Consider the following 26,195-nt stretch of genomic DNA (forward strand, 5'->3'; position numbering starts at 1 on the left):
GTGACCTGATGATGTCTTTGACTTATGCGCCTGGGTTACATGTACCCAATGCGCCACCAGCGAACTGCGGGTGATCTGCAGGGTATGTTACCTGAGCGACTGGTGTAATTTCAACGATCTCGAGAAGGTCGAATTCGTTTTCCGGGTTTTCTTTACCCTTCACAACCAGCACGTCCTTGAAGCACTGGTGGTCTTCGCCACGGTAGAGTGTCGGGCCGTTGCCCAAGCCGTCGAACTCGAAGTCCTCGAGGGCTTCAACAACCGCACATGGGTTGAACGAACCGGCGCGTGTTACGGCGTCTGCGTAGAGCAGGGTTTGCACGTAGCATGTGTGCGCAGCCTGGGATGGCGGGAAGCCGTACTTTGTGCCGAACGAACGCACGAAGGCTTGCGAACCTGCATCCTGCAGCGACCAGTGCCAGTTTGTCGAACCGAAGATACCTGCAACCGCAGAACCCGCACCACGTGCCATCAGACGTGAGTAGAGCGGAACAACAATTTCAAAGTTCTTGCCGTTTGCTTGTGCTTCACGCAGACCGAACTGAACAGCGTTCGTCAGCGAGTTCACCATGTTCCCGCCGTAGTGGTTCAGAACCAGAACGTCGGCACCGGAGTTCAGAACAGGTGCGATGTAGGACGAGAAGTCGGTCTGTGTCAGCGGTGTCAGGACCGTGTTTACAGTTTCCCAACCCATCGCTTCTGTCGATGTGCGCACGGCTTCTTCTGTGGTGTAACCCCAGTTGTAGTCGGCTGTCAGGTGATAGGCTTTCCGGTCGCTGCCGTAGGCTGCCTGCAACACAGGCGCGAGTGCCGCACCGGACATGTAGGAGTTGAAGAAGTGGCGGAAGCCGTTGGCCCGCTTGTCCTTACCTGTTGTGTCGTTGGAGTGCGTCAGACCAGCCATGAAGATGATGCCGGCCTCTTGGCAGAGCGCCTGCACAGCCACGGCCACACCAGAGGACGAACCACCGGTGATCATGATCGCGCCGTCTTTTTCAATCATCGAACGGGCGGATGCGCGGGCGGCGTCAGACTTGGTCTGCGTGTCACCTGTCACATAGCCGACGCGACGGCCAAGAATACCAGCACCTTCGAGCGCTTGGGACGAGAACGTGCCCAACATGCCACCGTCGCCTTCACCGTTCAGGTGCTCGACCGCAAGCTCATAGGCGCGCAGTTCGTCTGCACCCTCGTCTGCATATGGGCCAGTCTGTGGCACGTTGAAGCCAAGAATGACCTCGCTGGCGCCGGGCGCATTGGTGAAACCGGACTCTTGCGCACGCAGATACTGCGGCAAAGCGAGACCAGCACTGGCAACCATACCAGTTTTCAGCACGCCACGACGCGAGAAACTATTGTTGGACATTATTATCCTCCCTTAAAGGTTGAAGCTGGTCGATCCTCTTCTTCCAGCCGTCGAGCACTTTACAGTACTAATACAGTGTCAGAGACGATGCCCCGTTTCGACAATAAGGCATTCTTGGGGCTGGACTTATTTGTAAATTCATGAACAAATATTCCTATCTTTTTGTAAACGATTTTTCTTGCGCGCGCAGAAACCAACTGAAACCTATGGGAGAATTCTGAGTGTCCAGTGGCAGCCTCGTCGGGTCCCGTATACGAGAAAAGCGGCTGGATCGCGGCCTGCGACAGGCTGCTGTAGCCGAAACAGTCGGTATTTCCCCATCTTATTTGAACCTGATCGAACACAATCGGCGCAGAATTGGTGGAAAACTCCTTGCTGACCTTGCGCGCGTGCTCGAGGTGGACACAGCACTTCTGGCCGACGGTGCCGAGCGGGGTATGCTGGATGAGATGCGCAGCGCTGCCGCCAGCTTGGGTGATCAAGTGGAGGTTGAACGCACCGAGGAGCTTGCTGCGCGATACCCCGGATGGGGTGCACTCATCGCCATGCAGGCGCGCAGGATTGCCGCACTTGAGGAAAAGAGCCGGATACTCACGGATCGTATCGCCTATGATCCGCAACTTGCAGGCTCACTGCATGAAGTGATCTCGGCCGTGTCCGCGATCCGTTCAACAGCGTCCATTCTTGTCGGCCCCGAGGATATCGACCAAGACTGGCAACGCAGGTTTCACGAGAATATCCATAGTGACAGCTTGCGGCTGGCCAACAGCAGTGAAGCCCTGATTACCTACCTCGAGGCACCCGAGGCGGTAATGGAACATTCCGGTTCGCCCTTTGAGGTGGTCGAGGGGTATCTTGCGAAGTCGGGTTTTCATGTGGCGTCCATCGAGGATGGCGCTGATCCGGCAGTCGTCGCCAAAGAAGCAGGTTTGCAGGGGCCTGCGGAGAAGGTCCTGTTCCGCGTGTTGCAGGTCTATGCCGGTGATGTGGCGGCCTTGCCACTGGCGGCCTTTGAAAAGACGGCACGCACCCTGAACTATGATCCCGCCGCGATTGCCCAGAGCCTTGACGCGCGCTTGCCACAGGTGATGCGGCGTTTGGCCCAGCTTCCGCCTAATCACGGGCATCCGCCGATGGGGCTGGTGGTGTGCGATGCATCAGGGGCGCTGATTTTCATTAAATCCGTACCCGGTTTCACGATGCCACGTGCTGGCGGGGCCTGTCCGCTCTGGCCGCTTTACAGTGCCTTGAGCCGTCCGCACCAACCGATCCGGATGGATGTGCAGATGCCTGCTCCGAACGCCACGCGGTTTTTGTGTTTTGCCTTGGCAGAACCAGTCGGGCCGGTTCTGTTCGATGCCCCATCTGCGCTGCAAAGCATGATGCTTGTTTTGCCGGACCCGCCTGAATCGGCGACAGCGCCGCATGGCGTCGGTTTGTCGTGCCGGATTTGTCCGCGGACGGCATGTAACAGCCGCCGTGAACCAGCGATTGGGGGCGTCGGTGATAAAACAGAACTTTGACAGTTGCCGTGTTTGCCGTGATAGTTTCAACCTAGGGGAACTCTTTGCAAAAAGAGGATATCGCAAAGGGAGGCGATGGGATGGGCAAACGTGTCCTGCTGATCGAGGATGAGCCGAATATTATAGAAGCGATCAGCTTTATATTGTCGCGTGACGGCTGGACAGTGCATACGCATGAAGACGGCACGTCGGCGATGAGCAAGGTGCTGGCCATGCCACCCGATATGATCATTCTTGATGTCATGTTGCCCGGGCGCAGCGGTTTTGACATTTTGCGCGACCTGCGCGGTCACGAGGTGACGAAATCAACGCCGGTGATGATGCTGACCGCGCGCGGTCAGGATAAGGATCGCGAACTGGCCATGCGCCTTGGCGCATCGCTGTTCATGACGAAGCCGTTTTCAAATGAAGAGGTGCGCAACCACGTGCGCAACCTGATGGAGGCATGAGCCAACGCCCCCAAACGCCAGTTTTCTTGCAGAAAGCCAGCTACCGCCAGCGGCGCGTACGTGACGCGGCCAAGCTTGTTCCGGTGCTGGGGGCCGTCTTGCTGATAATGCCGCTTGCCTGGCAGGACGATGCCCAAGGTGCCACAACAAACGCCTCTGCCTTGGTTTATATTTTCGGAGTGTGGATCGGATTGATTGTGTTGACGGCTGTGCTGTCCGCTCTGATCCGGGCTCATCCGCAGCAGGCCGATCAGGATAGATCACAGGAATGATGTCCTTCAACGCCCTGATTGCCATTGCTTTGGGCTATGTGCTGTTGCTCTTTGCAATTGCTTTTGTGGCGGAACGCCGCGCGGCGAACGGCCATTCCAACTGGCTGACCTCGCCATGGATCTATACGCTTTCGCTCAGCATCTATTGTACAGGCTGGACGTTCTACGGTGCGGTTGGCTACGCCGCGCGTTCAGGGCTTGAGTTTGTGACCATCTACCTTGGTCCTACTTTGGTGATGGTGGGCTGGTGGTGGGTCTTGCGCCGTCTGGTGCGGATCGGACGGGCGCAGCGGATCACGTCCATTGCGGATATGGTGTCGTCGCGGTTTGGCAAATCAACGCAGTTGGGTGTGATTGTCACGGTCATTTCGGTGATCGCCGCCATGCCTTATATCGCGCTGCAACTGCAGTCGGTGACACTGTCTTTCGCAGTCTTCGCGCAGACCGAGGGCGTTGATTGGGCGCAAAACGATTTCAACTTTGCTGCCTTCTGGGTCGCGATCGGACTGGCGGTCTTTACCGTGATCTTCGGCACCCGTAACCTTGATGCCAACGAACGCCACCACGGCGTTGTCATCGCCATCGCGGTTGAGGCAGTAGTCAAGCTTTTCGCGCTGGTCGCCGTTGGCATTTTCGTTGTTTGGGGCATTGCGGGCGGACCGGGCGAGATGCTGACGCGGATCGACCAGTCCGACATTGTGCTCTGGAATCAGGAAAGCGGGCGCTGGATCAGCCTCATTTTCCTCTCAGGGGCTGCGTTCCTGTGCCTGCCGCGCATGTTTCAGGTGTTGGTGATCGAGAATGCCGACGAACGCCACCTGCATATCGCTAGCTGGGCTTTTCCGCTTTATCTCTTCATGATGAGCCTCTTTGTGGTGCCCATCGCCGTCATCGGCCTTGATCTGATGCCTGCCGGAAGTAACCCCGACCTTTTTGTTCTGACTGTGCCGCTCAGCGAAGGGCGCGGGGGTTTGGCGGTACTGTCATTCCTTGGGGGGTTTTCTTCTGCCACATCCATGGTCATCGTGGCGACGATTGCTTTGGCGACAATGGTCTCGAACCACATGGTTGTGCCCTTCTGGCTCTATTTGCAGGGTAGCCAGCAGGCGGTGATGTCGGGTGATGTGCGCCACGTGATCTTGCTGTCACGGCGGCTTTCGGTTGCGGCCATTCTGCTGCTGGGGTTTGTTTATTACCGGATTTCCGGGGGCGGGACGGCGCTAGCGGCGATTGGTCTGATTTCCTTTACGGGTGCGGTGCAGATCCTGCCCGCGATGATCGGCGGGATTTTCTGGCGCGGTGCGACGGGCGTCGGGGCTGCGGCAGGGCTGATCACCGGTCTGGTGGTCTGGATGTGGACCCTGTTCCTGCCAAGCTTCGGTGTTGATGCGGTCATCAGCCAGACCGTGATGGAGCAGGGCCCATTCGGGTTGTCATGGCTCAGACCCCAAGCGCTCTTCGGCGCGAACGGTCTGGATCCGCTGGTCCACGGAATCTTGTGGTCCATGCTGTTGAACACGGGCGCCTTTATCCTGTTTTCACTGGTCACTTTTCCCGCCCCGCTCGAGCGGTTGCAGGGCGCGCAATTCGTCAATGTGTTTGATCACTCGACCGCTGCTCCGGCGTGGACAGGTGCCGCAACTGGCGCCGAGGATCTTTTGATCATGTCACAGCGCATTCTTGGCGGCGCAGAAGCGCAGGCCATTTTTGAGGCCGAGGCGCTGCGCCAAGGGAAGGTCGGATATTTGCCCGAGGTGACCTCGGATTTCATCGAACGGCTCGAGCGGAGTCTTGCGGGCTCCGTGGGGGCGGCGACCGCCCACGCAATGATCGGCCAATTGATTGGCGGTAGCAGCGTATCTGTGGAAGATCTGATCGCAGTGGCTGATGAGGCCGCGCAAATTCTGGAATACTCCAACCGTCTTGAGGCGAAATCCAAAGAGCAGGAACGCACCGCGCGGGCACTGCGCGCCGCGAACGACAAGCTGACGGCGCTGTCGATCCAGAAGGACTCGTTTCTCAGCCAGATCAGCCATGAACTGCGCACGCCTATGACCTCGATCCGGTCTTTTTCGGATATCCTGCGTGAAGGGGTCACAAGTGACGCTGAACATGAGAAATATGCCGGCATTATCTATGATGAGGCGGTGCGTCTGACACGGCTGCTGGATGACTTGCTCGATCTTTCCGTACTCGAGAATGGGCAGGTCGAATTGCGCGACCAGACCGGGCATTTGTCAGATCTGCTGGATCGTGCGGTGCGGGCGGCGGGTCTGCATGAAGGTGCTTTGAAAATCAGTCGCGACCCTGCATCAGAGGATGTGACCCTGACGACAGATATCGACCGTCTCGGGCAGGTCTTTATCAATCTGATCGCGAATGCGCAGAAATACTGTGATGCAAAGACCCCGCATCTGACGATCAAGGTGAGTGAGGATAGCGCGGGTTACTCCGTTGACTTCATCGACAACGGCAGCGGGATTGCGCCAGAGAAGCAGGACCTGATCTTTGAGAAGTTCTCGCGCGTGGCGGATGGGTCCAAGGCGGGCGGCGCCGGGCTTGGGCTTGCGATCTGTCGCGAGATTATGCAGCGCCTTGGTGGCGCGGTGCATTATCTGCCCCAAAGCCGCGGAGCCGCGTTTCGGGTCCGCTTGCCCAAGGTGAAAACAGTGGTGACGTTAGAAGAAACGTAACCAATTTTGCCTATGACAGAGTTTCAATATCTGTGGCAGGCAAATGACGACAGGCACACATGTGACATTGCTGCGGCGGATGACCCGTCCGCAAGGGCAGGGGGAAACCGAAAACCCGCTGACCTCGTCACGTGCTGTGCGGCTGGCATTGACCAAAGCTGCCAATGACAGTGTGGGTCTCGTGCTCACGGTCGAGAGCGTGGGCGAAGAGGTGATCGCGCTGGATGACATGCTGGCGACCCTGGGTTCCGATCTCATGCTGGTGGGGCTGGAACGCGACGGCGCGCTATCAGGCCTGATCGCACTTGATATGGAAATGCGTGCGGCCGTGCTGGAAATGGAAACCATGGGTGCGGTGCTGGCGCAGCCTGCTGAAACGCGTGCACCGACACATACGGATAAGGTGCTCTGCGATCCGGTGCTGCGCAGTTTTATCGCGGCTTTTCCGCAGGCCGTTCTCGGGACCCCGCTTGAAGGCTGGATGGATGGCATTGGCATTGGCGCAAAGGTGGAAAGCGCGCGTGCCGCCGGGCTCGTTTTGACGGACCGTACCTACCGGATTGTCCGGATGGGCGTTGATCTCGGGGTTGCCGACCGTCGTGCGCAACTGGTGATCGCGCTGCCGTTGGCAGAAGCGGCCACCGTGCCGGAGCCTGCACCGCCTGCGCCCGTTGATTGGCATCAGGTTTTTCAGGACAACATCTATGAGGCCCCCGCCTGTCTCGAGGCGCTTTTGTATCGCGCGCCGATTTCACTGGCGACAGCGCAATCCTTGAAAGTGGGTACCGTCCTGCCACTGCCCGGATGTACGGTGAATTCTGTGCGGCTCTTGTCGCGTGATGGGCACGAATTGGCACAGGCGAAACTGGGTCAGATCGGGGGCTATCGCGCTGTACGGCTTGAAACGGCCCCTGCACCACAGCTTGCCGAATTGCCACATCAAGCAATCACAACACAACTTGGCATGTCCGACATGATGGATGTAGACGCAATGATGCCTCCGGCAGATTTGCCGGAGGCATCATCAGAAATGCTTGATCTTTCGAATGCGACGGACGCGCTGGATTTTACAGGCGATGATATGCCCGGTTTACCGGACATATCGGAAACGATTGATCCGTCCTAATTGCCTGCAAGCGCAGTCAACTGTGGGCGCATCCCGCCAAGATCATAGCCCGCGGCCGAAGCGGCTGAGAGAATGTCATCGGCTGACATCTCGCTGGCTTGTCCCAGCGCCCAGACAATCGTCGACCGTGTGCCAGAGGCGCAGTAGGCAAGGGTAGGACCGCTTGACGCGTCCATTGCTGCCTTCTGCTTTGTGACCATATCCATGTTCAGCGTTTGATGCGTCACTTCATTGATCACAAATTCCAGCCCTGCGGCCTTGGCCGCCGCCCCGATCACACTGGCCTGGTGGGACGGCGGGATTTCTGCATCCGGTCGGTTGCAGATGATTGTTTGAAAACCGGCCTCGGCAATCGCAGGGATATCCTCAACTGCGATTTGTGGGGTGACGGCGTAGGTCGGGCTGATGTGACGAATATCCATAAGCGTTCTTTAAACCGCAACAGCCCTTTGGTCCATACGCGCCCGCAAGGAAGGTGCCGCCAACATGCCAGCGATCATTGCACCGACAAAGAGCCACCCGCCAGGACCTGCGAAACTCAGCGAGGCGATGGCCGGCCCGGGGCACAGCCCGGCCAGACCCCAGCCCATGCCGAAGAGTGTTGAGCCCAGCACAAGGTTACGCCCCAGCTTTTGCTCGGGTGCGGGCGGGAAGGCTTCGGCCAGCACCGGTTTGCGCCCGATTGTGAAGCGCCATGCGATGGCCATCGGAATGATCGCACCGCCCATTACAAAGGCAAGCGTCGGATCCCAATCGCCAAAGATATCAAGCCACCCTTGTACTTTGGACGTGTTTGTCATGCCGGAAATCAACAGGCCAAGGCCGAAGAGCGATCCGACAAGGAAAGAAACGAAGGTGCGCATCAGATCACTCCCAGAATATGTTTGAAGAGAACGACGGTCAGACCGCCGGCACCGATGTAGAAGGCGGTGGCGACGATGCCGCGCAGAGACAGCCGCGAAATCCCGCAGACGCCGTGGCCCGAGGTGCAGCCATTGGCAAAACGCGTGCCGACACCCACCAGAAGGCCGGCCGCGATGATGATGGCCCAGTTGCTGGTCAGGTTTGTCTCCGACCCGCCCATCGCAAGTGCCGCGAGGCCGGGAACGATAAACAGCCCCGCAATCAGCGCCGCCCGCTCTTGCCAGTCACTACGCCCGCTGCCATCGACGAGGCCGCCGATGATACCCGATGCGCCCATGATCCGCCCGTTCACGAGCAGGAAAATCGCAGCGGCCGTTCCAATGAGCACGCCACCGACGAGCCCCATGATCCAATCTATTGGCATGTTCAGTCCTATTCCATTCCGTAGGTTTTACAGTGTGTTGATGGGCACTTTGAAGTAGCGTTGCCCGTTGTCTTCCGGCTCGGGAAGGTTCCCCGCGCGCATATTTGTTTGCAATGACGGCAAGATCAGCCGTGGCATGCCAAGTTTTGCATCCCGTTCCTGCCGCATGGATACGAATTTTTCCATGGGGCGGCCTGCACCGATGTGGACGTTCAGCGCCTTTTGCTCACCCACGGTGGTTTCCCACGCGAATTCATCACGCCCCGGCGCCTTATAGTCGTGGCCCACAAAGATGCGGTTCTCATCAGGCAGAGACAGGATTTTCTGGATCGAGGTGTAGAGATCCTCGGCAGAGCCACCGGGGAAGTCGCAACGGGCCGTGCCGAAGTCCGGCATAAAGAGTGTATCACCCACAAAAGCCGCGTCGCCAATGACATAGGTCAGGCAAGCAGGTGTGTGGCCGGGTGTATGCAGCACGTCAGCACGCATTTGTCCGATGTGGAAGCTGTCACCATCCTCAAACAGCGCATCGAACTGTGATCCATCCCGCTGGAATTCTGTGCCTTCGTTGAAGACCTTGCCGAATGTATCCTGCACTATGGTGATATTCGCACCAATCCCGATCTTGCCGCCCAAGTGCTCTTGCAGATAAGGCGCCGCAGAGAGGTGATCGGCATGGACATGGCTTTCCAGAATCCACGCAACCTGCAGGTCCTCGGCCTTTACCCAAGCGATGATCTCATCAGCGGATTTCATGTTGGTGCGCCCCGAGGCGGGATCGTAATCCAACACACTATCAATGATCGCACAGGTGCGACCTTCCGGTTCGCGGACGACATATGACACAGTGTTGGTTGCGTCGTCGAAGAATGCTTTTACATGTGGGGTCATATCGAATCTCCTTTGGATTACAAAATAGGGAGTTCGAAACACATTTCAATATTGAAATGTATTTAACGATGAGGTATTTTATTTCGCATGACAAATCCGGTTCAAGAACTCGCAGACCCAATGGACGAGGCAGCAGCGGAAGCGGCTGACCTTTTCAAGTCGCTTTCCAATCCTGGCCGATTGCGCATTCTCTGTGCGCTGGTTCCGCGTGATCTGAGTGTAAGCGAACTGGAAACGGCACTGGGCGCGAGCCAGTCGTATGTCTCCGGGCAACTTTTGCGCCTGCGCAACGAAGGGCTTGTGTCCTGCCAGCGCAACGGCCGGAGCATGCGGTATAGCCTTTCCGACCCGCGCATTCGCCCTCTGCTTGAACGGGTTTACGAGCTTTTCTGCCCCACCGAATAACGGGCCAGTTCGGCCCGCGCGACCTGCCTGCGATGCACCGCATCCGGCCCATCCGCAAGCCGCAAGGTGCGCAGATGGGTCCATTGCCGAGCCAGCGGGGTATCCTGTGACACGCCTGCTGCCCCATACATCTGCACCGCCTTATCCGTGATATCGAGTGCGATTTGCGGGGCCACTACCTTGATCTGGCTGATCCAGGGGGCAGCAGCGCGTTTGTCACCTTGGTCCATCATCCACGCCGCCTTGAGGCACAACAGCCGCGCCTGTTCGATATCCATGCGCGCCTTGGCGATGATATCGAAATTCTCGCCCAGCTGTGCCAGCGGTTTGCCGAAGGCCTCGCGTGCCAAAGACCGTTCACACATCAATTGCAGCGCCTTCTCGGCCTGTCCGATCGCGCGCATGCAGTGGTGAATACGCCCCGGCCCGAGCCGCCCTTGCGCAATTTCGAACCCGCGCCCTTCATCAAGCAACATGTTCTCCGCAGGCACACGCACGTCGTCATAGCGGAAATGCATATGGCCGTGGGGGGCATCGTCGTGGCCGTAAACCTCCATCGCGCGAAGTTTTTTGATGCCGGGGGTATCGGCGGGGACGACGATCATGGAGTGTTGCTGATGTTTGGGTCCTTCATGGGCGGTGCGCACCATGACGATATGCACAGCACAGCGCGGATCACCTGCACCGGTCGCCCACCATTTCTGGCCATTCAGGACATAGCTGTCCCCGTCGCGTTCGCAGCGCATGGCGATATTCGTAGCGTCCGAGCTGGCGATATCCGGCTCGGTCATCAGATATGCCGAGCGGATCGTGCCGGCCATCAGCGGCTTGAGCCATTGTTCCTTCATCGCCTCGGTGCCGTAGCGGGCAAAGACTTCCATATTGCCGGTATCAGGCGCGTTGCAGTTAAAGACCTCGGCGGCCAGATGGCTCTTGCCCATTTCCTCTGCCAGATAGGCATATTCAACTGTATTCAGCTGCGGTCCATCGCGGAGAGTGTCCCAGAAATTCCAAAGCCCGCGTTCCTGTGCCTTGGCCTTGAGGCCTTCGAGTATTTCGGTCTGGCGTGGGGTAAATGCCCAACGGTCGCCGATACTGACCTCGGACAAGAACTCTTCGTCCAAAGGGGCGATTTCATCGGTGATCATCGCTTTCACCGCCGCAAGTACCGGCAAAAGCCGCTCGGTATGTCCAAGGTCCATTTTCGCGCCCCGTATTTGTGTTACGCTATCGTGCACCGTGGGGGCGGGGTGTCAATCAAAGGCTTGCAGTTTCGCAAGCGGCCAGCCCTAATGCGGTCATGAAAGAAGCCGCAAAAAACCTTGGGATCAGCCTGCCTGATCTGGATGTATATCTGAGCAATGCGATCCCCGAATTTGCGGGGCTGACGGCGGTGACGAAATTCGGCACAGGCCAGTCAAACCCGACCTATCAGCTCACCGCCGACAGCGGCACCTATGTCTTGCGCAGCAAACCGCCTGGTCGGCTGTTGCCCTCGGCCCATGCCGTGGACCGTGAATTTCGTGTGATGCAGGCCTTGGCCGAGACGGATGTGCCGGTCCCCGCCGTGCTGCATTTGGCAGAGGCTGCGGAGTCCCCCAGCAGACGCACGTTTTTCGTCATGCGTTATCTGCCGGGGCGGATCTTTTGGGATCCGGCCTTGCCTGACAGTGACCCGCGGGAGCGGGCAGCGATCTACGACGCGATGAATGCGGCCTTGGCGGCTTTGCATGATATCGATCCCGCGGCGGTTGGTCTTGCTGATTTCGGCAAGCCGGGCAATTACTTCGCCCGCCAGCTGGATCGCTGGAGCCAGCAATATCTGGCCTCAACCGACACCCCATCAGAGGCAATGACAGACATCATGGCATGGCTTGGCGCCCATATGCCGCTCGATGACGGGCAGGTGGCGCTGGTGCATGGGGACTACCGGCTCGACAATATCATGTTTGCGCCTGATATGCCGCAAATCATCGGCGTGCTGGATTGGGAACTGTCAACGCTGGGCCATCCGATGGCTGATCTGGCCTATCAATGCATGCAGTGGCGGCTGCCCAACGCGGGCGACATGCGCGGGTTGGCCGGGATCGACCGCGCAGCTTGCGGCCTGCCGGATGAGGCGCAATATGTGGCCGCCTATGCGGCACGGCGCGGCTTGGGTGCTATCGACAACTGGCCTTTCTATCTGGTGTTCGCCTTCTTCCGGCTGGCGGCAATTCTGGCGGGGGTTGCGGCACGTGCCGCGGCTGGCAATGCTTCAAACCCCGCGATGGCGCGCAAATACGGGGCAGCGGTTCCGGCGCTGGCGGCAATGGCCACGATTGTCATGCACGAAGGGGCAGACCTTTAGCCCAGCATCACCCCGATCACGACAGCCATCAGACCAATGACGGAAATCAGTAGCGCCCCGAGGTTGACCGGCAAGACCTTTGCGATGCGCGCGCGTAATTCCTCATCGGGCAGGTTCGCGCGTTTGGCCTTTGTGACGGCCACAATGCTATAGACGATCCCGCATAGCCCAACGACCGAAAGACCCGCACCAATCCAAACAACGATTTCCATGATCAATACCTCTTTTTGCCGGACCTAGCGTGCCACAGGTGTCGGCGCAAGGGTTGCGGGTTTCGGGGGCAGGGGCTAGTGAAAGGCAACTTTTCAGGAGAGCTTTGATGAACGATTCAGTGACCGATACCGCAAGCACCGTCGCAGGCCAGGAAATCCGGCAGTTTGTTGAGCGCTATGAACGTCTTGAGGCGGAGAAGAAAGACATCGCAGACGCGCAAAAAGAGGTGATGGCCGAAGCCAAAGGGCGTGGCTATGACACTAAAGTCCTGCGCAAGATCGTGGCCATCCGCAAGCGCGATGCCAATGATCTGGCTGAAGAAGAAGCCGTGCTGGATATGTATAAAGCAGCACTTGGCATGTAAGGATCAGTCGAAGGGGAGGATCAGTTCCACCCCTTCCATCCGGCCAATCAGATCAAGATCGGCCTCATAGGATTCGGTCATCGCCCGTACTACATCCTCGTTCAGTTCGGGCAGGTCGATGCTCTCTTCCAGCTGCTCGGGCAGGGCGTGTGTTTCCAGTGCTTCGGCGATCAGGTCCTGCCGCGCGTCGACATCGTCATGGTCCAGCGCCGCGATCCCTGATGTAAGCAACGCCAGACCTTCGGCACTGACGACGCCCGAAAGCACATCAAATTGGCCCGCAACCGGCATATCCGCCGGAACACCGGAGAAGAGCCGTATCAGCTCTTCCCAGATCAGTGGCGTGTCTTCGTTGCACCAGACATAAAGCGGCGTCCGCGGTGCGGCGCGCTTGATGCGGCGGATGACGTCCGACCAGCGCAATTCAAGCGGCGGGAGCAGACCGAGATATTCGCTGAGACCCGTCACTCCGGCACGTGTCGCGGTTTCCTGCAGAAAACTGGCGGGGTGCCGCATCCCCATGAAGAGCGTGATGTCGTCATTGGGGAAGAGAGTGTGCAAACCGTGCACTTTCTTTTCGGCCTGATGATAAAAGACACCGTGATCGAAAATCCGCCGCGGAACTGTCAGAAAGTTGTCGTTGCTCAGCACAAGGCGGGTGATCTTGTCGTCTTCGACAATCGCATCAACCAGCACATCGCGGGCGTCAGCCGTGGGGCGCCCGCCATCCAGAGCGTCGATCGCCTCGCGCAGCAATTTGCGATACCGCCCCGGCCCGGGAACAGCGATTCCTTCTTGCAGAAGGGTATCGGCATTTTTGAGAACCGATTTCAGAAGCCTGTCTTCATCTGTGCAATTCGCGCCGATATGAAATGCGATTTGCATGAAGCGTCCTTTTGCCGGATTGTCTGCGGCCATCATAGGGCGATTTGGCCTGCGCGAAAGCAGGTATCACAACATCCGTATCGCGGGCTACGCAAGCGGCGAATTTTTTCTGCCGGCAATGCGAAAACACCATTGCACATCGGCATTTGTCCCTGCTATACGCCGCGCATTCGGTCGATCCGATGCACCGCATACGGTGCACCAGTGCCCCTATAGCTCAGCTGGTAGAGCAACTGATTTGTAATCAGTAGGTCCGCGGTTCGAGTCCGTGTGGGGGCACCATTAAAATCAATGACTTATATCAAATTTGGAAACTAAGGCTTGTTTGCGGGTAAGCGCAGCGTAAGCATTGCGGTCATATTTCTTTTGCATTTTTTAGCCTCCTGTTTCACGCTGTCCTGAGTTTGGGAGGACTTGATGGGTCATATTAGGCTCGGAACGTTACAGCGGTCAAAGAAGTGGCGTGATGTCGTTGGCCTGCTCGATTCGAATGCCGACATCGAGAGTATAGCGGAAGCGGCTGCAAGAGCTTCGAGGTCGATCTTAGGCGGGCTTCAGATGATCCTTTCTTCCAGTCTGTAACGCAACTCCTTGTCCGATTGCCGCTTTTAGCGCGTTCGCCGGATTTTGAGGCGGAGATGGCCGAACTGGGCCTTCGGTCCGAGGCTTTGACATCAGTCACAGGACTATTGGCTGGGCTAAATGCGGCCATCAACCAACAGGCATTCGATCAAGGCCATTCCTCCGACGCAGGAGAATTGGCGCGGGCGGCTCTTCTGGAAAGTTTGTCGGTTCAACTAAGGGATAAGCTGCCGACGCTTTTCGAGCCAACACCGCAAGAGGTCCGAAAAGCCCTGGCGTCATTTTCGGGAGGGCAGGAGTTTTCTACGCTGGCGCGCGATTTCTTTGCTCGGCTGTCATACAGATCGCTCGACTATTATTTGAGCCGTGAATTGGCAGACCATATTGGCGCGGACAAACGGTTCGGGAACGATGGCGACCGCGTCGCATTCGAGGTTGCGCTACGCCAACACACCTTTGAAGCCTCAAAAATTGTCGAAGCCTTTGCGGGCGGCTGGTACGGCAAAACGATTTGGAAAGAACAGAGCCTTACCCAGGATAAAATCAACGACTTCACGCGCTACTCGTTCAAGAAGATGAGATCAGAGCTTGGACGGCGTCGTGCAAACGACTGAGCACATCGTCACATGCCTGCCACCGCTACCGGATGGCCGGGGCGATGAGCAATTGCACTTCGAGATTGATGGCAAACTGAAGGCTGTTTCGCTTCGCATCGGCCATATCCGCAAAAGTCTTGTTGTGGGACTACCAGATGTTGCCCTTGATCTGATCGAAATTGCAGCCTTCGTTTATGCTATTGATTCCAGCGTGAGTCGTGGTGGACTGATGGATCAGCAGATGGGCGCGAAATGGCATCGAAGCTTCCATGTGTCGCTGCCAGTCCGTAACGTGGCACTTTGGTCGGGGCCAAAGCTTAAAGCGAATTTGGAGGAGACATTGATGTTTCTTTCGGGTGACCGCTTTACGTTTGATTTTATTGAATCCAAAACCAAATCGGTTGCGCCTGAACGATACTTTGATTTTGGCAAGGAGAGTGCTTGGCAACCTGACAGTGTTTTGATGTTCTCTGGCGGCTTGGATTCCTATGCGGGGGCGCTCGAGGAGATTATCGAGCGCAAACAGAAGGTGGCACTGATCAGTCACTTCTCGTCGACCAAAATCGCCCCGATCCAGCGCGATCTTCAAAAGCACATGGCTCAGAAATTAGGGCCACAAATGCTGATGCATTTTCCGATGCGGGTGCAGCTGAAACGGGGGACCAATGCGGAAGGAACCCATCGTGCGCGATCTTTCTTATTTGCTGCGCTGGGCATGGCGACTGTAATTGCTTTCGGACAAAAGCGGGTGTCATTTTACGAAAACGGGGTGGTCAGCCTAAATATACCGCCCGTTGGAAATGTACTCGGGACGCGGGCGACACGGACAACGCATCCGCAAACGCTGCAGCGCTTTGAGGTTCTGTTCAGCTTGATTTTTGGTCAGGACTTACGCGTCGATAACCCGTTCTTCTGGCGTACAAAAACAGACGTTGTGCAGACAATAGCGCGTCTTGGTATGGTTGATCAAATCGCATTCACGCGCAGCTGTGCTGATGTTCATAATCAAACAAAGCAATATGCCCATTGTGGCCGTTGTTCGCAGTGTGTTGATCGCCGTTTTGCTATGTTGGCGGCCGGTCTTGCAGGACATGATCCAGAAGAGGCCTACCGACTTGATCTGATGACAAGCCCAAGGGAGCGTGTCCAAGACAAGGAAGTGGTGCTGTCTTATGTCCGCAGTGCGTTTGCCTATGAGGCCATAAACGAGGCTGAACTGGTTGCCCAGTTTCCGGCAATTCTGAACGCTGTCGAAAGCCTGGGCGAGCCGCCGGATACCGCGCTCGGACGCATCGTTGATCTGTTAAAGCGGCACGGGTCCTCTGTGGCGACCGCAATGCGCGACGAGATGTCATCGACGCGTCTGGAACCGGCTCCCATAGATAGCCTGCCTGATCTTTTCGGCGCGGCCCAGCGAAGACAGTTGTTCACAACAACGCCCATCGCACCGAGACCGCAAGATGAGCCTGAACAGATCTTTGATATTGTCATTGATAAGAAGCGAAAGGTCCTTTGGATCAATGATGCAGTCCAAGTCACAGGTGCGGGATTCAATCTTTTGAACACGCTGGCAGTCGCATTCCTTCGAGGTGCCGGTCAGGGCCTCGATCCGCTCGACTTTCCAACTCTTGGTGCTGGTAAACTTGCGGTCGGTGCGGGCCTGCTGGACGAGGCTGCCGTTCGCCAAGGTGTCAGCCGAACCCGTACTCTGCTGGGGGCCAAGTTTGACTCAGCTGGACTTGATCCTGAGGATGGGAAAATCCTGATCGAGAATATCCCCTGGAGTGGATATCGCTTACGGCCTGATCGAGTGCGGGTTCGCTATTCGACTGACCACTAGGATCATTCAACGACATCGAAATCGTCATCATCGCTGCCCCGCAAAGGGCCGCGCTTGCGAAACCGTGCGATCAGATCGACCTGCCGACCAGGGGCTACGGAGCCATAGGATCTGAACGTGGTGAGGACATCCTCATGACCCATGTTTTACGACCAAGCCTTATAGTCCTCTGGTGTTCGACAGTGGTCTTTTGCCAATTCCGCCAAAGTATCGCGGACACGGTGCGGTGAGAACGGTGGCTGGCTCGCATCGACAAACGCCTGCTTGAAAATCTTCGCGGCAGACGATGCGGAAGACCATGGTTCGCGGTCGATGCCGAGGGCGGCAAACTTGCGCTGTGGTCCGACGCCAACACGGGTTTTGGGGAACAGTGGATCACTGTCAGAGAATTGATGAAATTCACGTAGTTCAGTTATCCAATCCCGCAAGATTTGCTCACAAGGCGCAGGCATCGGGAAGAAGGCTGTTGTGAACGTCTTGCCAAACTTCGTGTTGACTGACCGCCCGTCAAAATGGACGCAAGCATAGACCAGATCCACATGACCAAGCCGTATGGTGATCGCGGCCCCTTCGCGCGATCCTGTGAGAAACAAGAACGCCACAAATGCTCTGTCTCTACGCTGCAAAACCGTATCGGTCGGCATGCTGGCGAGCACTTTGCAAGCTTGGGCTGGTGATGGATGCGGTTTCCAGCATGTCGAGCGCCGTGCCGCTTCGGATTTGCGGTCTGGCGAAAGATAAGCAATGTCTGACCGAGTGATCTTGGATTTATAACCAGGCTGATCTGCCAACCAGTTCATAAAGGCACTGATTTCGCGCAATATGCCATTGGCCGAACTGGGGGATAGTTTGCTGCAGTTGCGCTGGTTTTGCAGAGAAGAGAGGTGTCGCTTGAAGCTGCGTGCGCGCTCCGAATGAAAGCTTCGAAAATCCTTACCGTTCAGAAAGGCTTCATAGAGCGAAACTGCTGCCGCAGATTTGTCGACAGAGGCATCCGAGAGACCCTTAGAGTCCTTGCGCCAGACAAGGTACTTTCGCTTGATGCGAAGGTTATCCGAAGTGTGCTTTGTCATCGGTCTTGGCCTCCATTGCTGAGGTATCATTTAAGAGGGGAGCGGGCTGGGACACTAATCTTGGGTTGGCCTGCTGAACTGTGACCTCGATTTTTGCCCGAATGGCCTCCACATCAGCCCTGCGCACGACTTTGTTGACGATGCTGCCGCAACTCGGACAGAGCGCTTTGAGCATGCCGGTTGTGGGCGTTACTTGCGTATATTCTGCGAATTTTCCATCCGGTTCTTGGGAGCTTTTGCAGCCAAGGCAAAAGAGATGATGCAGCGCCAATTTGGTTTTAGATTTAGCGCGGCGATGGCCGAGGAATTCTTTCAAATCCTTTCCCTTGATCAGCCACGGCACTTTGCTGCGATCCGCAACCAGACCCTTGTCTTTGATCCAACGGATGACCGTCTGACGATGTCGCCCGACCGCCTGAGCTGCCTCCCAGACATTATAGACATAATGCATTTTGACCCGGTTCGGGGATGGCAAACGGGGCATTACAACCCCTCCGATGATAGTGGCCCTGATGTGTTCTGGCAGACTTGCGACGCCTCCCAAGCCTCAACATCTTCCTCGCGATACAAGACTCGTGCACCGATTTTGAGGAACTTGGGACCTTTTCCCAGCCACCGCCACTGCTCCAGCGTCCTTGGTGAAAGATGCCACCGCTGCGCCAATTGTTCCTGTGTAATTTTGCTCATGTGACCTCACTAAGCTTCATGGCCAACCGATTAGGTTCGATTGACTTCTGCTAATAAAGGTGAGGCTTTTTCGGCAGAAAATATGTGGTCAGTGCTGAACAAGGTGTGACGGAATCGGTCTCTAAGGCATTGATCTTGCAGCGTTTTAAGGGAAACTTGTGACAAAGCTTGGCTGTGCGTGACCGATGGGTTCATGGTTTTTGCTTTCAGGTCTTTTTTAGTGTTGTTGAGCTCCAAAACAGGCGTGGTCACCGACGAAGAGCCACAACCAGAAAGTGAAATGTTTTTGCGCTACTCTGTAATTGGGGTGGCAACTCCCCGAAATTACGAATAATTTTCCAGCGATAATCTCGAGCAGGTAGGAGCATCACTTTTGAAACAGAACCACGATCAGCTGGTTGGGCTTATAGACAAAATTGCCAACAAACTCCGTGGCCCCTACAAGCCGGCACAGTATCGTCGGGTCATGTTGCCTATGACGGTGCTACGCCGCATGGACCTCGTGCTAGCGCCGAACAAGGGAAAGGTTCTCGAACAGTACGAAAAACTGAAAGCACAGAGCCACAGCGAGGAGGCGATTCACAAGATCCTTGGAAAAACCGCAACAGATGACCGTAAGCAGCCTCTGTACAACATCAGCCAGTATGGTTTCGGAAAGCTGCTAGGCGATCCAAACAACATCGCCCGAAACCTAGTCACTTACATTGATGGGTTTTCTCCAAAGGCAAAAGATATTTTCTCAAAGTTCGAGTTTCACAACGAGATTGAAAAACTCGATAACGCCAACCGGCTGTTCATGGTTGTCAAAGATTTCACGGATCCGAGTATCGACTTGCACCCTGATCGGGTGAGCAATTTGCAAATGGGTTATGTTTTCGAAGAGCTGATCAGGAAATTTAATGAGAAGGCAAACGAGGAAGCCGGGGACCACTTCACCCCGCGTGAGGTCATCCGCCTTATGGCCCACCTCATGTATACCGAGGACGAAGACGTCTACACGCCCGGCATCGCGCGTACGATCTATGACCCGACTTGCGGGACCGGCGGTATGCTCTCAGTGTCCGAGGAATATATCCGCGAGCAGAACCCACAGGCCAACCTCATCCTCTACGGTCAGGAATACAACGCCGAGTCTTACGCGATCTGTTGTTCTGACCTGCTCATCAAAGATGAACCGATCGACAACATCCACTTTGGTGACACACTGGGCGACGGAAAATCTGAAGACGGCCACCCGGACAAGCAATTTCACTATATGATGGCCAACCCACCCTTTGGCGTGGAATGGAAAACCCAGCAATCCATTGTGCAAAAAGAGGCTGACGCGCTTGGCTTCTCGGGTCGCTTTGGCGCAGGAACTCCACGTATAAACGACGGTGCTCTGCTGTTCCTGCAAACCATGATCAGCAAAATGCGCCCAAGCCCTGAACTGGGTGGCGACGGCTCCAAGATCGCGATCGTCTTCAACGGTTCACCGCTTTTCACGGGCGACGCGGGTTCAGGTGAAAGCAACATCCGCCGCTGGATCATCGAGAATGACTGGCTCGACGGGATCATCGCGCTGCCGGATCAGATGTTCTACAACACCGGGATTTTCACCTACATCTGGATTGTCTCGAACCGCAAACGCCCCGAGCGGCGTGGCAAGGTGCAACTGATCGACGGCACCAAGCATTTCATGAAGATGCGCAAGAGCCTGGGCAACAAGCGCAACGAACTTGGCGACGGCGAAGACGGCAAGCCAGACCATATCGGTGAGATCACTCGCCTCTATGCCTCCTTCAAACACGACGACACCTCGAGCGTGATCATCGACGGCAAGACGAAAGAGCGGATTTGTTCCAAGATCTTTGACAACCGCGACTTCGGCTATCTCAAGATCACGGTCGAACGCCCGCTCAAGCTGAACTTCCAAGCCAGTGCGGAGCGCATTGCTCGGCTGGCTGGCGAGACCGCCTTTGCTAAGCTGTCCGAAAGCAAGAAGCGCAAGGACAGTGCCGCCATCGCGGCGGAGGAAGAGGCAGGCAAAGCGCGACAAGCCCAAATCATTGCCGTGCTGGATGGCATGCCCGACACGCTGGTCAAGAACCGTGCTGACTTCATCAAAACGCTCAACGCCGCGTTCAAATCCGCGGGCATCAAGCTCGAAGCGCCGATCCGCAAGGCGATCCTCAGCGCGTTGTCGGAACGGGATGAGACCGCCGACACCTGCACCGACGCCAAGGGCAAACCAGAGCCGGATACCGAGCTGCGCGATACCGAATTCGTGCCGCTGCCCAAGGATATCGAGCTGCCCATGCTGAACGCGGGTGAAGGTGAGCTGACGGATGATCAGCTGCCTGATCTCGTCCACGAACACGTCGAAATCTATCTGGCTGCCGAGGTGCATCCGCATGTGCCTGACGCCTGGGTCGATCACAAGAAAACCAAGATGGGCTACGAAATCCCGCTCAACCGGCATTTCTATGTCTACGAACCGCCGCGCAAGTTGGAGAAAATCGAGAAAGATATCGACGATGTCACCCGCGACATCATGGAGATGCTTAAGGGGATCACCGCATGAGCTACGCCCCTTATCCGGCATACAAGGACAGTGGCGTCCCGTGGCTTGGGCAGGTGCCTGACGGGTGGGAGGTGAAACCGGTCAAGTATGTTTCGACCTTCAATGACGAAGCTTTGCCGGAAACCACCGACCCTGAGTTGATGCTGAATTACGTCGATATTTCGAGCGTTAGCTTGGTCGAAGGAATCAAGAAAATCGAGCAAGTCGAGTTTGAAAAGGCACCGTCTCGTGCGCGTCGTGTTGTTCGTGAAGGTGACACCATCGTGTCAACGGTTCGGACGTACTTGAAGGCAATTGCGCCCATTCGAAACCCCGTTGACAACATGATCGTTTCAACTGGCTTTGCCGTCATCCGCCCTGACCAAACGATGAACCCCGACTTCCTTGGCTATTTCATCCAGTCAGAGGGTTTTGTGGGAGAAGTTGTTTCCAAATCGACAGGCGTCAGTTACCCAGCCATAAATCCAGGAGATTTAGTGGCGATCTCTGGCGTTCGCCCTCCAGTCGAAGAACAAACCGCCATCGCGGATTTTTTGGATAAGAAGACGGCCGAGATTGATGATCTGATCGCCAAGAAGGAAGAGCTTTTGCGCCTTCTGGCCGAACAACGCACCGCGCTGATCACCCACGCCGTCACCAAAGGCCTCAACCCCAACGCCCCCATGAAACCCAGTGGCATCGGCTGGATAGGTGACGTACCTGAAGGCTGGAGTGTAGCGCCGATTGGCTATCGGTACGAAGTACAACTAGGCAGGATGTTGAACGCCGAACGAGCTGACGGCGAACACTTACGGCCATATCTACGAGTCTTGGATGTACAGTGGGGCTCGATAAACACCAAAGACCTACCAAGAATGGATTTTCCGCCTGAGGCTCAAGCGCGATACCGGCTCCAAAAAGGAGACCTTCTTGTAAATGAAGGTGGTAGCTATGTTGGACGTTCAGCGATTTGGCGGGGCGAATTAGAAGAGTGTTTCTATCAGAAAGCCCTACATAGGGTCCGACCTCTGAATCCCCGAAAAGATTCAACAGAATTTTTGCTGCTCTTGATGGAAGTAGCGACGAAGCTTGGTGTATTTGTTGCTGGGGGAAACCAAACAACAATCGACCACCTGACTGCTGAAAAACTAAGAGCACAGCGGTTTCCATTTCCTCCATTTAAGGAGCAAATCAGAATTGCCGATGAGGTACGGAAAAAGGCGAAACGGATGGCAGAAACTGCATCTAAAATTAACCAGGCACTGGAGAATCTGCGCGAATATCGGTCAGCGGTAATTACCAATGCTGTGACCGGCAAGATCAAGGTGGCCTAAATGGCAACCGATGTCGGGACGTACTTCGACTGCTTGGAGAGCTATTTTGCGGAGTATTACAAACTCGCCCGCGGCATCGATGAGATCAAGCTGAAAGAAAAAGTCGACACTAAAACAGGACAGGTCGTAAGAACGGTCGATCTGAAATTCGACCTCCCCACCTTTGCCCTCAAACTAGACAAGAAGAACGGAAAGGGTAACTTAGAGCCGCTATTTCATTTCTTCAACGATACCTCCCAACCGTGGTCCAAGAGATGTGATTTCGTTCTTTTCCAAAGGGAAACGCGCTGCATCGGGGTCTATGCGCTGGAGTTCAAAAGCGAGAACATCCCAGCTGACACCGTCAAGGCGCAATTGGAGCGCACTGAAAGCTGGTCCCGTTGTGTGCATTCAATCATCCAGCACTACACCGGCGACAAGGTACCTTTTCAGTTCCGCAAATTCCTTTTGACGGACAAGACCGAGGCAGATGCCTATTTGCAAGCCGACGGAAAATACCTGAGGGTTGATCCAAAGATCCGGCATTTCAACTATGCCGACGTGCGGGGGCAGACATTGGAAGAGCTGGATCACGAAAGAAACATAAAGATAAGCTGAATTTCATGAGCAAACATACCGAAATCCGTTTTGAAGATGCCATCACCGAAAGCCTGACCACGGCGGGCGGCTATGCCTTGGGTGACCCTGACGGCTTTGATGCCGAGCGCGGGCTGTTCCCCGACGATGTCATCGCCTTCATCGAGGCGACACAGGCCAAACGCTGGGCCAGCCTGCAGGAGTTCCACGGCGACCGCGCCAAGGGCACCCTGCTGGACTCGCTCTGCAAGGAGCTGTCGGCCAAGGGCTCGCTGCATGTGCTGCGCCACGGGTTCAAGTGTTTCGGCAAAACGTGGAAGCTGGCCTATTTCGCGCCCGCCTCTGGCATGAACCCCGACGCGCTGGCCGATTATGCCGCCAACCGCATGACCGCCACGCGGCAGGTGCATTTCGACCCCAAACAAAAGGGCCTCTCTCTCGATCTGGTGCTGTCGGTCAACGGCCTGCCGATCGTGACGATGGAGCTGAAAAACCAGATGTCCGGCCAGACGGTCGAACATGCCAAGAAGCAATATAAGTTTGACCGCGATCCGACCTGTCCGATTTTCCGCTTCAAGGAACGGGCATTGGTGCATTTTGCCGTCGATACCGATCTGGCCTCTATGACGACGCGGCTGAGCGGATCCAAAACGGTGTTCCTGCCGTTCAACAAGGGGCATGGGCACGGCGCGGGTAATCCGCCGGATGAGGACAACTACCGCACGGCCTATTTGTGGGAAGAGGTGCTGACCAAGGATAGCCTGATGGATATCCTGGCCCGCTTTCTTCATCTGGAGGTCAAGGAAACCAAGGTCGTGACTGCGCGCGGGATCAAGACATCGCGAAAGGAAACGATGATCTTCCCGCGATATCATCAGCTGGATTCCGTACGGAAGCTGGTGGCCGACGCCAAGACGCAAGGACCTAGCCACAATTACCTGATCCAGCACTCGGCCGGGTCTGGTAAGTCCAACTCGATCGCCTGGCTGGCGCATCGATTGTCGAGCCTGCATGATGAGAATGATCAGAAGGTGTTCAGCACAGTGGTGGTGATCACTGACCGGCGCGTGCTGGATCAGCAGCTGCAGGACACGATCTATCAGTTTGAGCACAAGCAAGGCGTGGTCGAAAAGATCGACGAGAACACTCAGCAGCTTGCCAAGGCGCTATCAGGTGGCGTGCCTATCGTTATCACCACGATCCAGAAGTTCCCTTTCATTGCTCAGGCATTGGACACGCTTTCCAAAAAGGGCGAAGGCGTTCAGATCGACACGACCGGCAAGAGCTTTGCCGTGATCGTAGATGAGGCGCACAGCTCCCAAAGTGGCGAGACTGCCATGGAGCTGCGCAAGGTGCTGAACCGAGAGGGCATCGCGGCGACCATTGCCGAACAGATCATCGATGATGAGGAGGAGCAGAACCTTTCGGACGAAGCGAAAGAAGCCCTGTTCCAGGAGATGCTTAAGCGTCCGCGTCAGAATAACATCAGCTTTTTTGCTTTCACTGCGACGCCTAAATTCAAGACACTGGCGGTGTTCAACGAGCCTGGATCGAACGGAAAGCCACCCTTTCACCACTACTCCATGAGGCAAGCCATCGAAGAAGGCTTCATCATGGATGTGCTCAAGAATTACACGACCTACAAAGCCTACTATGGGTTGATAAAATCGATCGAAGACGATCCTGAAGTGCCGCGCAAGAAGGCCGCCAAGCAGCTTGCGCGTTTCATGAGCTTGCACCCGCACAATATCGCGCAAAAGGTGGAAGTAATCATTGAGCACTTCCGCCATCATACGCGGCATAAGATTGGTGGCCGCGCCAAAGCGATGGTGGTCACCGGATCGCGCTTACATGCTGTTCGCTACAAATTGGCTTTCGACAAATATGTCAAAGACAAAAGCTACGGCGACATCAAGGCACTAGTGGCGTTTTCCGGTTCGGTGAAGGATCCAGACTTCCCCGACAAAGAATACACCGAAGTCGGGATGAACAAGGGCATCAAAGAAAGCGAATTGCCCGAGAAGTTTGGCACTGAAGAATACCAAGTGCTGCTTGTGGCAGACAAATATCAGACCGGTTTCGACCAACCCTTGCTTCACACGATGTATGTCGACAAGCGCTTATCAGGCATTCAGGCGGTCCAAACGCTGTCGCGCCTTAATCGGCGGACGGCAGGTAAAGAAGATACATTTGTGCTTGATTTCGTGAACGAGCGCGACGAAATCTTCCAATCTTTCAAAGACTACTACGAAACTACAGACGCCGGTGACACGCCGGATCCGCACCAGCTCTATGAATTGCAGCATTCGATCGAAGAATGGCGTGTTTTTGGCAGCGATGAAGTCGATCAGGTTTGCGAAATCTGGTTCAAGAACCGCAAAGAACCGACAGCTTCCGATCACCGTAACATGAACGCACTGATTGACCTGGCAGTGGAGCGCTTCAAGGCGCTGGAGGAGGCCGACCGCGAATTGCTGCGTGGTAAACTCACCAGTTTCCGGAACCTTTACGCCTTCTTGTCTCAGATCGTACCCTACCAGGATTCAGACCAAGAAAAGCTCTACACCTACCTTCGCCTCCTTATCCCGAAACTCCCGAAACGCGCTGAAGACGATCCATTCCAACTCGGTGACGAGGTAGAGCTACAATTCTATCGCTTGCAGAAAATCAGCGAAGGCGGCATCGACCTTTCGCAAGGTGCAGCTGAACCGTTGAAAGGACCTACGGAAGTAGGATCAGGGGTCTCTAAAGATGAAGCTGTCCAGCTAAGTTTATTGGTCGACACGTTGAACGAGCGGTTTGGGACCGAATTCGACAAGGCTGACGAGTTGTTCTTCGATCAGGTGGTCGAGGTGGCAACAGGGAAAGAAAAATTGCGTGAGGCCGCGCGGGCGAACACGTTGGACAACTTTTCCTTGGTCTTCAACTCCATGCTTGAAGGCATGTTTATTGAACGCATGGAAGGCAACGAAGAGATCTTTGCCAAACTAATGAACGATGATCGGTTTCGAGAGGCTGCTTCCGACGGCCTCGTGAAGCGTGTCTATGATTCAATTGTTGGAGCAAATGCCGGTTCGGACGATCCGGACGATCACCCAGACACGGACGACCCCGGACCTATGGTTAACCGCGAGTAGTAG

At 55.9% G+C, this 26,195-nt stretch carries 26 protein-coding genes and 1 tRNA gene; 15 read left to right on the forward strand and 12 right to left on the reverse strand.

The genetic code is table 11. The features are described 5' to 3' along the window. Nucleotides 1-22: 22 nt before the first annotated feature. On the reverse strand, nt 23-1,366 hold the full coding sequence (locus tag SJY29_RS03710) for a substrate-binding protein (protein ID WP_110280108.1): 1,344 nt from the start codon (nt 1,364-1,366) through the stop codon (nt 23-25). A 221-nt stretch (nt 1,367-1,587) separates the two neighbouring features. On the opposite strand from SJY29_RS03710, the gene SJY29_RS03715 reads away from it, so the two are divergent. The 5 genes from SJY29_RS03715 (at nt 1,588) to SJY29_RS03735 (ending at nt 7,429) form a co-directional block, all read left to right on the forward strand. Further along, nucleotides 1,588-2,889: a short-chain fatty acyl-CoA regulator family protein gene (locus tag SJY29_RS03715; protein WP_400086951.1), complete on the forward strand. Its 1,302-nt coding sequence runs from the start codon at nt 1,588-1,590 to the stop codon at nt 2,887-2,889. A gap of 80 nt (nt 2,890-2,969) precedes the next feature. Then, the gene (locus SJY29_RS03720) at nt 2,970-3,338 is read left to right on the forward strand and encodes a response regulator transcription factor (protein WP_110280110.1); all 369 of its coding nucleotides are present in this window, start codon (nt 2,970-2,972) and stop codon (nt 3,336-3,338) included. Next, nucleotides 3,335-3,610, forward strand: coding sequence for a hypothetical protein (locus tag SJY29_RS03725; RefSeq protein WP_110280111.1), 276 nt, complete (start codon nt 3,335-3,337; stop codon nt 3,608-3,610). The genes SJY29_RS03720 and SJY29_RS03725 overlap by 4 nt, the downstream gene beginning before the upstream one ends. Further along, a complete protein-coding gene (locus tag SJY29_RS03730) occupies nt 3,607-6,303 on the forward strand; it encodes an ATP-binding protein (protein ID WP_400086956.1) in 2,697 nt (898 codons plus the stop codon). Before SJY29_RS03725 ends, SJY29_RS03730 begins: the two co-directional genes overlap by 4 nt. Before the next feature lie 43 nt (nt 6,304-6,346). Then, nucleotides 6,347-7,429: a FliM/FliN family flagellar motor switch protein gene (locus SJY29_RS03735; protein WP_400086959.1), complete on the forward strand. Its 1,083-nt coding sequence runs from the start codon at nt 6,347-6,349 to the stop codon at nt 7,427-7,429. On the opposite strand, the gene SJY29_RS03740 is transcribed toward SJY29_RS03735, so the two are convergent. Genes SJY29_RS03740 through SJY29_RS03755 form a run of 4 tightly spaced genes read right to left on the reverse strand, consistent with a single transcriptional unit; the run spans nt 7,426 to nt 9,608 of the window. Then, nucleotides 7,426-7,851: a TIGR01244 family sulfur transferase gene (locus SJY29_RS03740; RefSeq protein WP_400086962.1), complete on the reverse strand. Its 426-nt coding sequence runs from the start codon at nt 7,849-7,851 to the stop codon at nt 7,426-7,428. The two genes, SJY29_RS03735 and SJY29_RS03740, sit on opposite strands and share 4 nt — an antisense overlap. A gap of 9 nt (nt 7,852-7,860) precedes the next feature. Further along, nucleotides 7,861-8,292 carry a DUF6691 family protein gene (locus tag SJY29_RS03745; RefSeq protein WP_400086965.1) on the reverse strand — a complete coding sequence of 144 codons (432 nt, stop codon included), beginning with the start codon at nt 8,290-8,292 and terminating at the stop codon, nt 7,861-7,863. Then, nucleotides 8,292-8,717: a YeeE/YedE family protein gene (locus SJY29_RS03750; protein WP_110280116.1), complete on the reverse strand. Its 426-nt coding sequence runs from the start codon at nt 8,715-8,717 to the stop codon at nt 8,292-8,294. Before SJY29_RS03750 ends, SJY29_RS03745 begins: the two co-directional genes overlap by 1 nt. A 27-nt stretch (nt 8,718-8,744) precedes the next feature. Next, nucleotides 8,745-9,608, reverse strand: a complete 864-nt coding sequence (locus tag SJY29_RS03755) for an MBL fold metallo-hydrolase (protein ID WP_400086968.1) — start codon at nt 9,606-9,608, stop codon at nt 8,745-8,747. Nucleotides 9,609-9,695: 87 nt separating this feature from the next. On the opposite strand from SJY29_RS03755, the gene SJY29_RS03760 reads away from it, so the two are divergent. Next, complete coding sequence (locus SJY29_RS03760) at nt 9,696-10,013, forward strand: helix-turn-helix transcriptional regulator (RefSeq protein WP_055296461.1); 318 nt, start codon at nt 9,696-9,698, stop codon at nt 10,011-10,013. Here SJY29_RS03760 and SJY29_RS03765 read toward each other — a convergent pair. Further along, nucleotides 9,986-11,215: an acyl-CoA dehydrogenase family protein gene (locus SJY29_RS03765; RefSeq protein ID WP_400086971.1), complete on the reverse strand. Its 1,230-nt coding sequence runs from the start codon at nt 11,213-11,215 to the stop codon at nt 9,986-9,988. The genes SJY29_RS03760 and SJY29_RS03765 overlap by 28 nt on opposite strands. A gap of 98 nt (nt 11,216-11,313) precedes the next feature. Here SJY29_RS03765 and SJY29_RS03770 point away from each other — a divergent pair, with 98 nt between their 5' ends. Beyond that, entirely contained in the window at nt 11,314-12,363 is a 1,050-nt protein-coding gene (locus SJY29_RS03770) for a phosphotransferase family protein (RefSeq protein ID WP_400086973.1), read from the forward strand. Here the strand turns inward: SJY29_RS03770 and SJY29_RS03775 are convergent. Beyond that, nucleotides 12,360-12,575, reverse strand: coding sequence for a hypothetical protein (locus SJY29_RS03775; protein WP_327543161.1), 216 nt, complete (start codon nt 12,573-12,575; stop codon nt 12,360-12,362). The genes SJY29_RS03770 and SJY29_RS03775 overlap by 4 nt on opposite strands. Nucleotides 12,576-12,682: 107 nt before the next feature. On the opposite strand from SJY29_RS03775, the gene SJY29_RS03780 reads away from it, so the two are divergent. Continuing rightward, nucleotides 12,683-12,940: a DUF2312 domain-containing protein gene (locus SJY29_RS03780; RefSeq protein WP_327543162.1), complete on the forward strand. Its 258-nt coding sequence runs from the start codon at nt 12,683-12,685 to the stop codon at nt 12,938-12,940. 3 nt (nt 12,941-12,943) lie between these two features. On the opposite strand, the gene SJY29_RS03785 is transcribed toward SJY29_RS03780, so the two are convergent. After that, nucleotides 12,944-13,825, reverse strand: coding sequence for a hypothetical protein (locus tag SJY29_RS03785; protein WP_400086978.1), 882 nt, complete (start codon nt 13,823-13,825; stop codon nt 12,944-12,946). Between the two features lie 206 nt (nt 13,826-14,031). On the opposite strand from SJY29_RS03785, the gene SJY29_RS03790 reads away from it, so the two are divergent. The 3 genes from SJY29_RS03790 to SJY29_RS03800 all read left to right on the forward strand — a co-directional run bounded on the left by SJY29_RS03790 (nt 14,032) and on the right by SJY29_RS03800 (nt 16,843). Beyond that, nucleotides 14,032-14,107: transfer RNA gene (locus SJY29_RS03790), tRNA-Thr, on the forward strand. A 356-nt stretch (nt 14,108-14,463) separates the two neighbouring features. Then, complete coding sequence (locus SJY29_RS03795; RefSeq protein ID WP_400086981.1) at nt 14,464-15,021, forward strand: hypothetical protein; 558 nt, start codon at nt 14,464-14,466, stop codon at nt 15,019-15,021. Continuing rightward, a complete protein-coding gene (locus SJY29_RS03800) occupies nt 15,008-16,843 on the forward strand; it encodes a 7-cyano-7-deazaguanine synthase (protein WP_400086984.1) in 1,836 nt (611 codons plus the stop codon). Before SJY29_RS03795 ends, SJY29_RS03800 begins: the two co-directional genes overlap by 14 nt. 146 nt (nt 16,844-16,989) lie before the next feature. Here the strand turns inward: SJY29_RS03800 and SJY29_RS03805 are convergent, their stop codons facing one another. From SJY29_RS03805 to SJY29_RS03820, 4 genes are read right to left on the reverse strand one after another with little or no spacing between them, the layout of a single operon-like run. Beyond that, on the reverse strand, nt 16,990-17,916 hold the full coding sequence (locus SJY29_RS03805; RefSeq protein ID WP_400086987.1) for a tyrosine-type recombinase/integrase: 927 nt from the start codon (nt 17,914-17,916) through the stop codon (nt 16,990-16,992). Next, on the reverse strand, nt 17,894-18,400 hold the full coding sequence (locus tag SJY29_RS03810; RefSeq protein WP_400086990.1) for a helix-turn-helix domain-containing protein: 507 nt from the start codon (nt 18,398-18,400) through the stop codon (nt 17,894-17,896). Before SJY29_RS03810 ends, SJY29_RS03805 begins: the two co-directional genes overlap by 23 nt. After that, nucleotides 18,400-18,603 carry a helix-turn-helix transcriptional regulator gene (locus SJY29_RS03815; protein ID WP_400086993.1) on the reverse strand — a complete coding sequence of 68 codons (204 nt, stop codon included), beginning with the start codon at nt 18,601-18,603 and terminating at the stop codon, nt 18,400-18,402. Before SJY29_RS03815 ends, SJY29_RS03810 begins: the two co-directional genes overlap by 1 nt. Before the next feature lie 30 nt (nt 18,604-18,633). Further along, nucleotides 18,634-18,855, reverse strand: coding sequence for a hypothetical protein (locus SJY29_RS03820; RefSeq protein ID WP_400086996.1), 222 nt, complete (start codon nt 18,853-18,855; stop codon nt 18,634-18,636). Between the two features lie 121 nt (nt 18,856-18,976). Here SJY29_RS03820 and SJY29_RS03825 point away from each other — a divergent pair, with 121 nt between their 5' ends. The 4 genes from SJY29_RS03825 to SJY29_RS03840 are packed head-to-tail and all read left to right on the forward strand — an operon-like array spanning nt 18,977 to nt 26,192. Then, nucleotides 18,977-21,166 carry an N-6 DNA methylase gene (locus SJY29_RS03825; protein ID WP_400086998.1) on the forward strand — a complete coding sequence of 730 codons (2,190 nt, stop codon included), beginning with the start codon at nt 18,977-18,979 and terminating at the stop codon, nt 21,164-21,166. Further along, the gene (locus tag SJY29_RS03830) at nt 21,163-22,479 is read left to right on the forward strand and encodes a restriction endonuclease subunit S (RefSeq protein ID WP_400087001.1); all 1,317 of its coding nucleotides are present in this window, start codon (nt 21,163-21,165) and stop codon (nt 22,477-22,479) included. Before SJY29_RS03825 ends, SJY29_RS03830 begins: the two co-directional genes overlap by 4 nt. Beyond that, nucleotides 22,480-23,076 carry a hypothetical protein gene (locus SJY29_RS03835; protein WP_400087004.1) on the forward strand — a complete coding sequence of 199 codons (597 nt, stop codon included), beginning with the start codon at nt 22,480-22,482 and terminating at the stop codon, nt 23,074-23,076. It abuts the gene before it with no gap. Between the two features lie 5 nt (nt 23,077-23,081). Next, entirely contained in the window at nt 23,082-26,192 is a 3,111-nt protein-coding gene (locus SJY29_RS03840; RefSeq protein WP_400087007.1) for a type I restriction endonuclease subunit R, read from the forward strand. Nucleotides 26,193-26,195 lie beyond the last annotated feature (3 nt).

Source organism: Yoonia sp. R78084, assembly GCF_044595625.1.
Lineage (GTDB): Bacteria > Pseudomonadota > Alphaproteobacteria > Rhodobacterales > Rhodobacteraceae > Yoonia.

Coding starts and splice junctions, on each gene's coding strand:
- SJY29_RS03710 (WP_110280108.1), bottom strand. CDS start 1,366: ATGTCCAACAATAGTTTCTCGCGTCGTGGCGTGCTGAAAACTGGTATG.
- SJY29_RS03720 (WP_110280110.1), top strand. CDS start 2,970: ATGGGCAAACGTGTCCTGCTGATCGAGGATGAGCCGAATATTATAGAA.
- SJY29_RS03725 (WP_110280111.1), top strand. CDS start 3,335: ATGAGCCAACGCCCCCAAACGCCAGTTTTCTTGCAGAAAGCCAGCTAC.
- SJY29_RS03730 (WP_400086956.1), top strand. CDS start 3,607: ATGATGTCCTTCAACGCCCTGATTGCCATTGCTTTGGGCTATGTGCTG.
- SJY29_RS03735 (WP_400086959.1), top strand. CDS start 6,347: ATGACGACAGGCACACATGTGACATTGCTGCGGCGGATGACCCGTCCG.
- SJY29_RS03740 (WP_400086962.1), bottom strand. CDS start 7,851: ATGGATATTCGTCACATCAGCCCGACCTACGCCGTCACCCCACAAATC.
- SJY29_RS03745 (WP_400086965.1), bottom strand. CDS start 8,292: ATGCGCACCTTCGTTTCTTTCCTTGTCGGATCGCTCTTCGGCCTTGGC.
- SJY29_RS03750 (WP_110280116.1), bottom strand. CDS start 8,717: ATGCCAATAGATTGGATCATGGGGCTCGTCGGTGGCGTGCTCATTGGA.
- SJY29_RS03755 (WP_400086968.1), bottom strand. CDS start 9,608: ATGACCCCACATGTAAAAGCATTCTTCGACGACGCAACCAACACTGTG.
- SJY29_RS03760 (WP_055296461.1), top strand. CDS start 9,696: ATGACAAATCCGGTTCAAGAACTCGCAGACCCAATGGACGAGGCAGCA.
- SJY29_RS03765 (WP_400086971.1), bottom strand. CDS start 11,215: ATGGACCTTGGACATACCGAGCGGCTTTTGCCGGTACTTGCGGCGGTG.
- SJY29_RS03770 (WP_400086973.1), top strand. CDS start 11,314: ATGAAAGAAGCCGCAAAAAACCTTGGGATCAGCCTGCCTGATCTGGAT.
- SJY29_RS03775 (WP_327543161.1), bottom strand. CDS start 12,575: ATGGAAATCGTTGTTTGGATTGGTGCGGGTCTTTCGGTCGTTGGGCTA.
- SJY29_RS03780 (WP_327543162.1), top strand. CDS start 12,683: ATGAACGATTCAGTGACCGATACCGCAAGCACCGTCGCAGGCCAGGAA.
- SJY29_RS03785 (WP_400086978.1), bottom strand. CDS start 13,825: ATGCAAATCGCATTTCATATCGGCGCGAATTGCACAGATGAAGACAGG.
- SJY29_RS03795 (WP_400086981.1), top strand. CDS start 14,464: ATGGCCGAACTGGGCCTTCGGTCCGAGGCTTTGACATCAGTCACAGGA.
- SJY29_RS03805 (WP_400086987.1), bottom strand. CDS start 17,916: ATGACAAAGCACACTTCGGATAACCTTCGCATCAAGCGAAAGTACCTT.
- SJY29_RS03810 (WP_400086990.1), bottom strand. CDS start 18,400: ATGCCCCGTTTGCCATCCCCGAACCGGGTCAAAATGCATTATGTCTAT.
- SJY29_RS03815 (WP_400086993.1), bottom strand. CDS start 18,603: ATGAGCAAAATTACACAGGAACAATTGGCGCAGCGGTGGCATCTTTCA.
- SJY29_RS03830 (WP_400087001.1), top strand. CDS start 21,163: ATGAGCTACGCCCCTTATCCGGCATACAAGGACAGTGGCGTCCCGTGG.
- SJY29_RS03835 (WP_400087004.1), top strand. CDS start 22,480: ATGGCAACCGATGTCGGGACGTACTTCGACTGCTTGGAGAGCTATTTT.
- SJY29_RS03840 (WP_400087007.1), top strand. CDS start 23,082: ATGAGCAAACATACCGAAATCCGTTTTGAAGATGCCATCACCGAAAGC.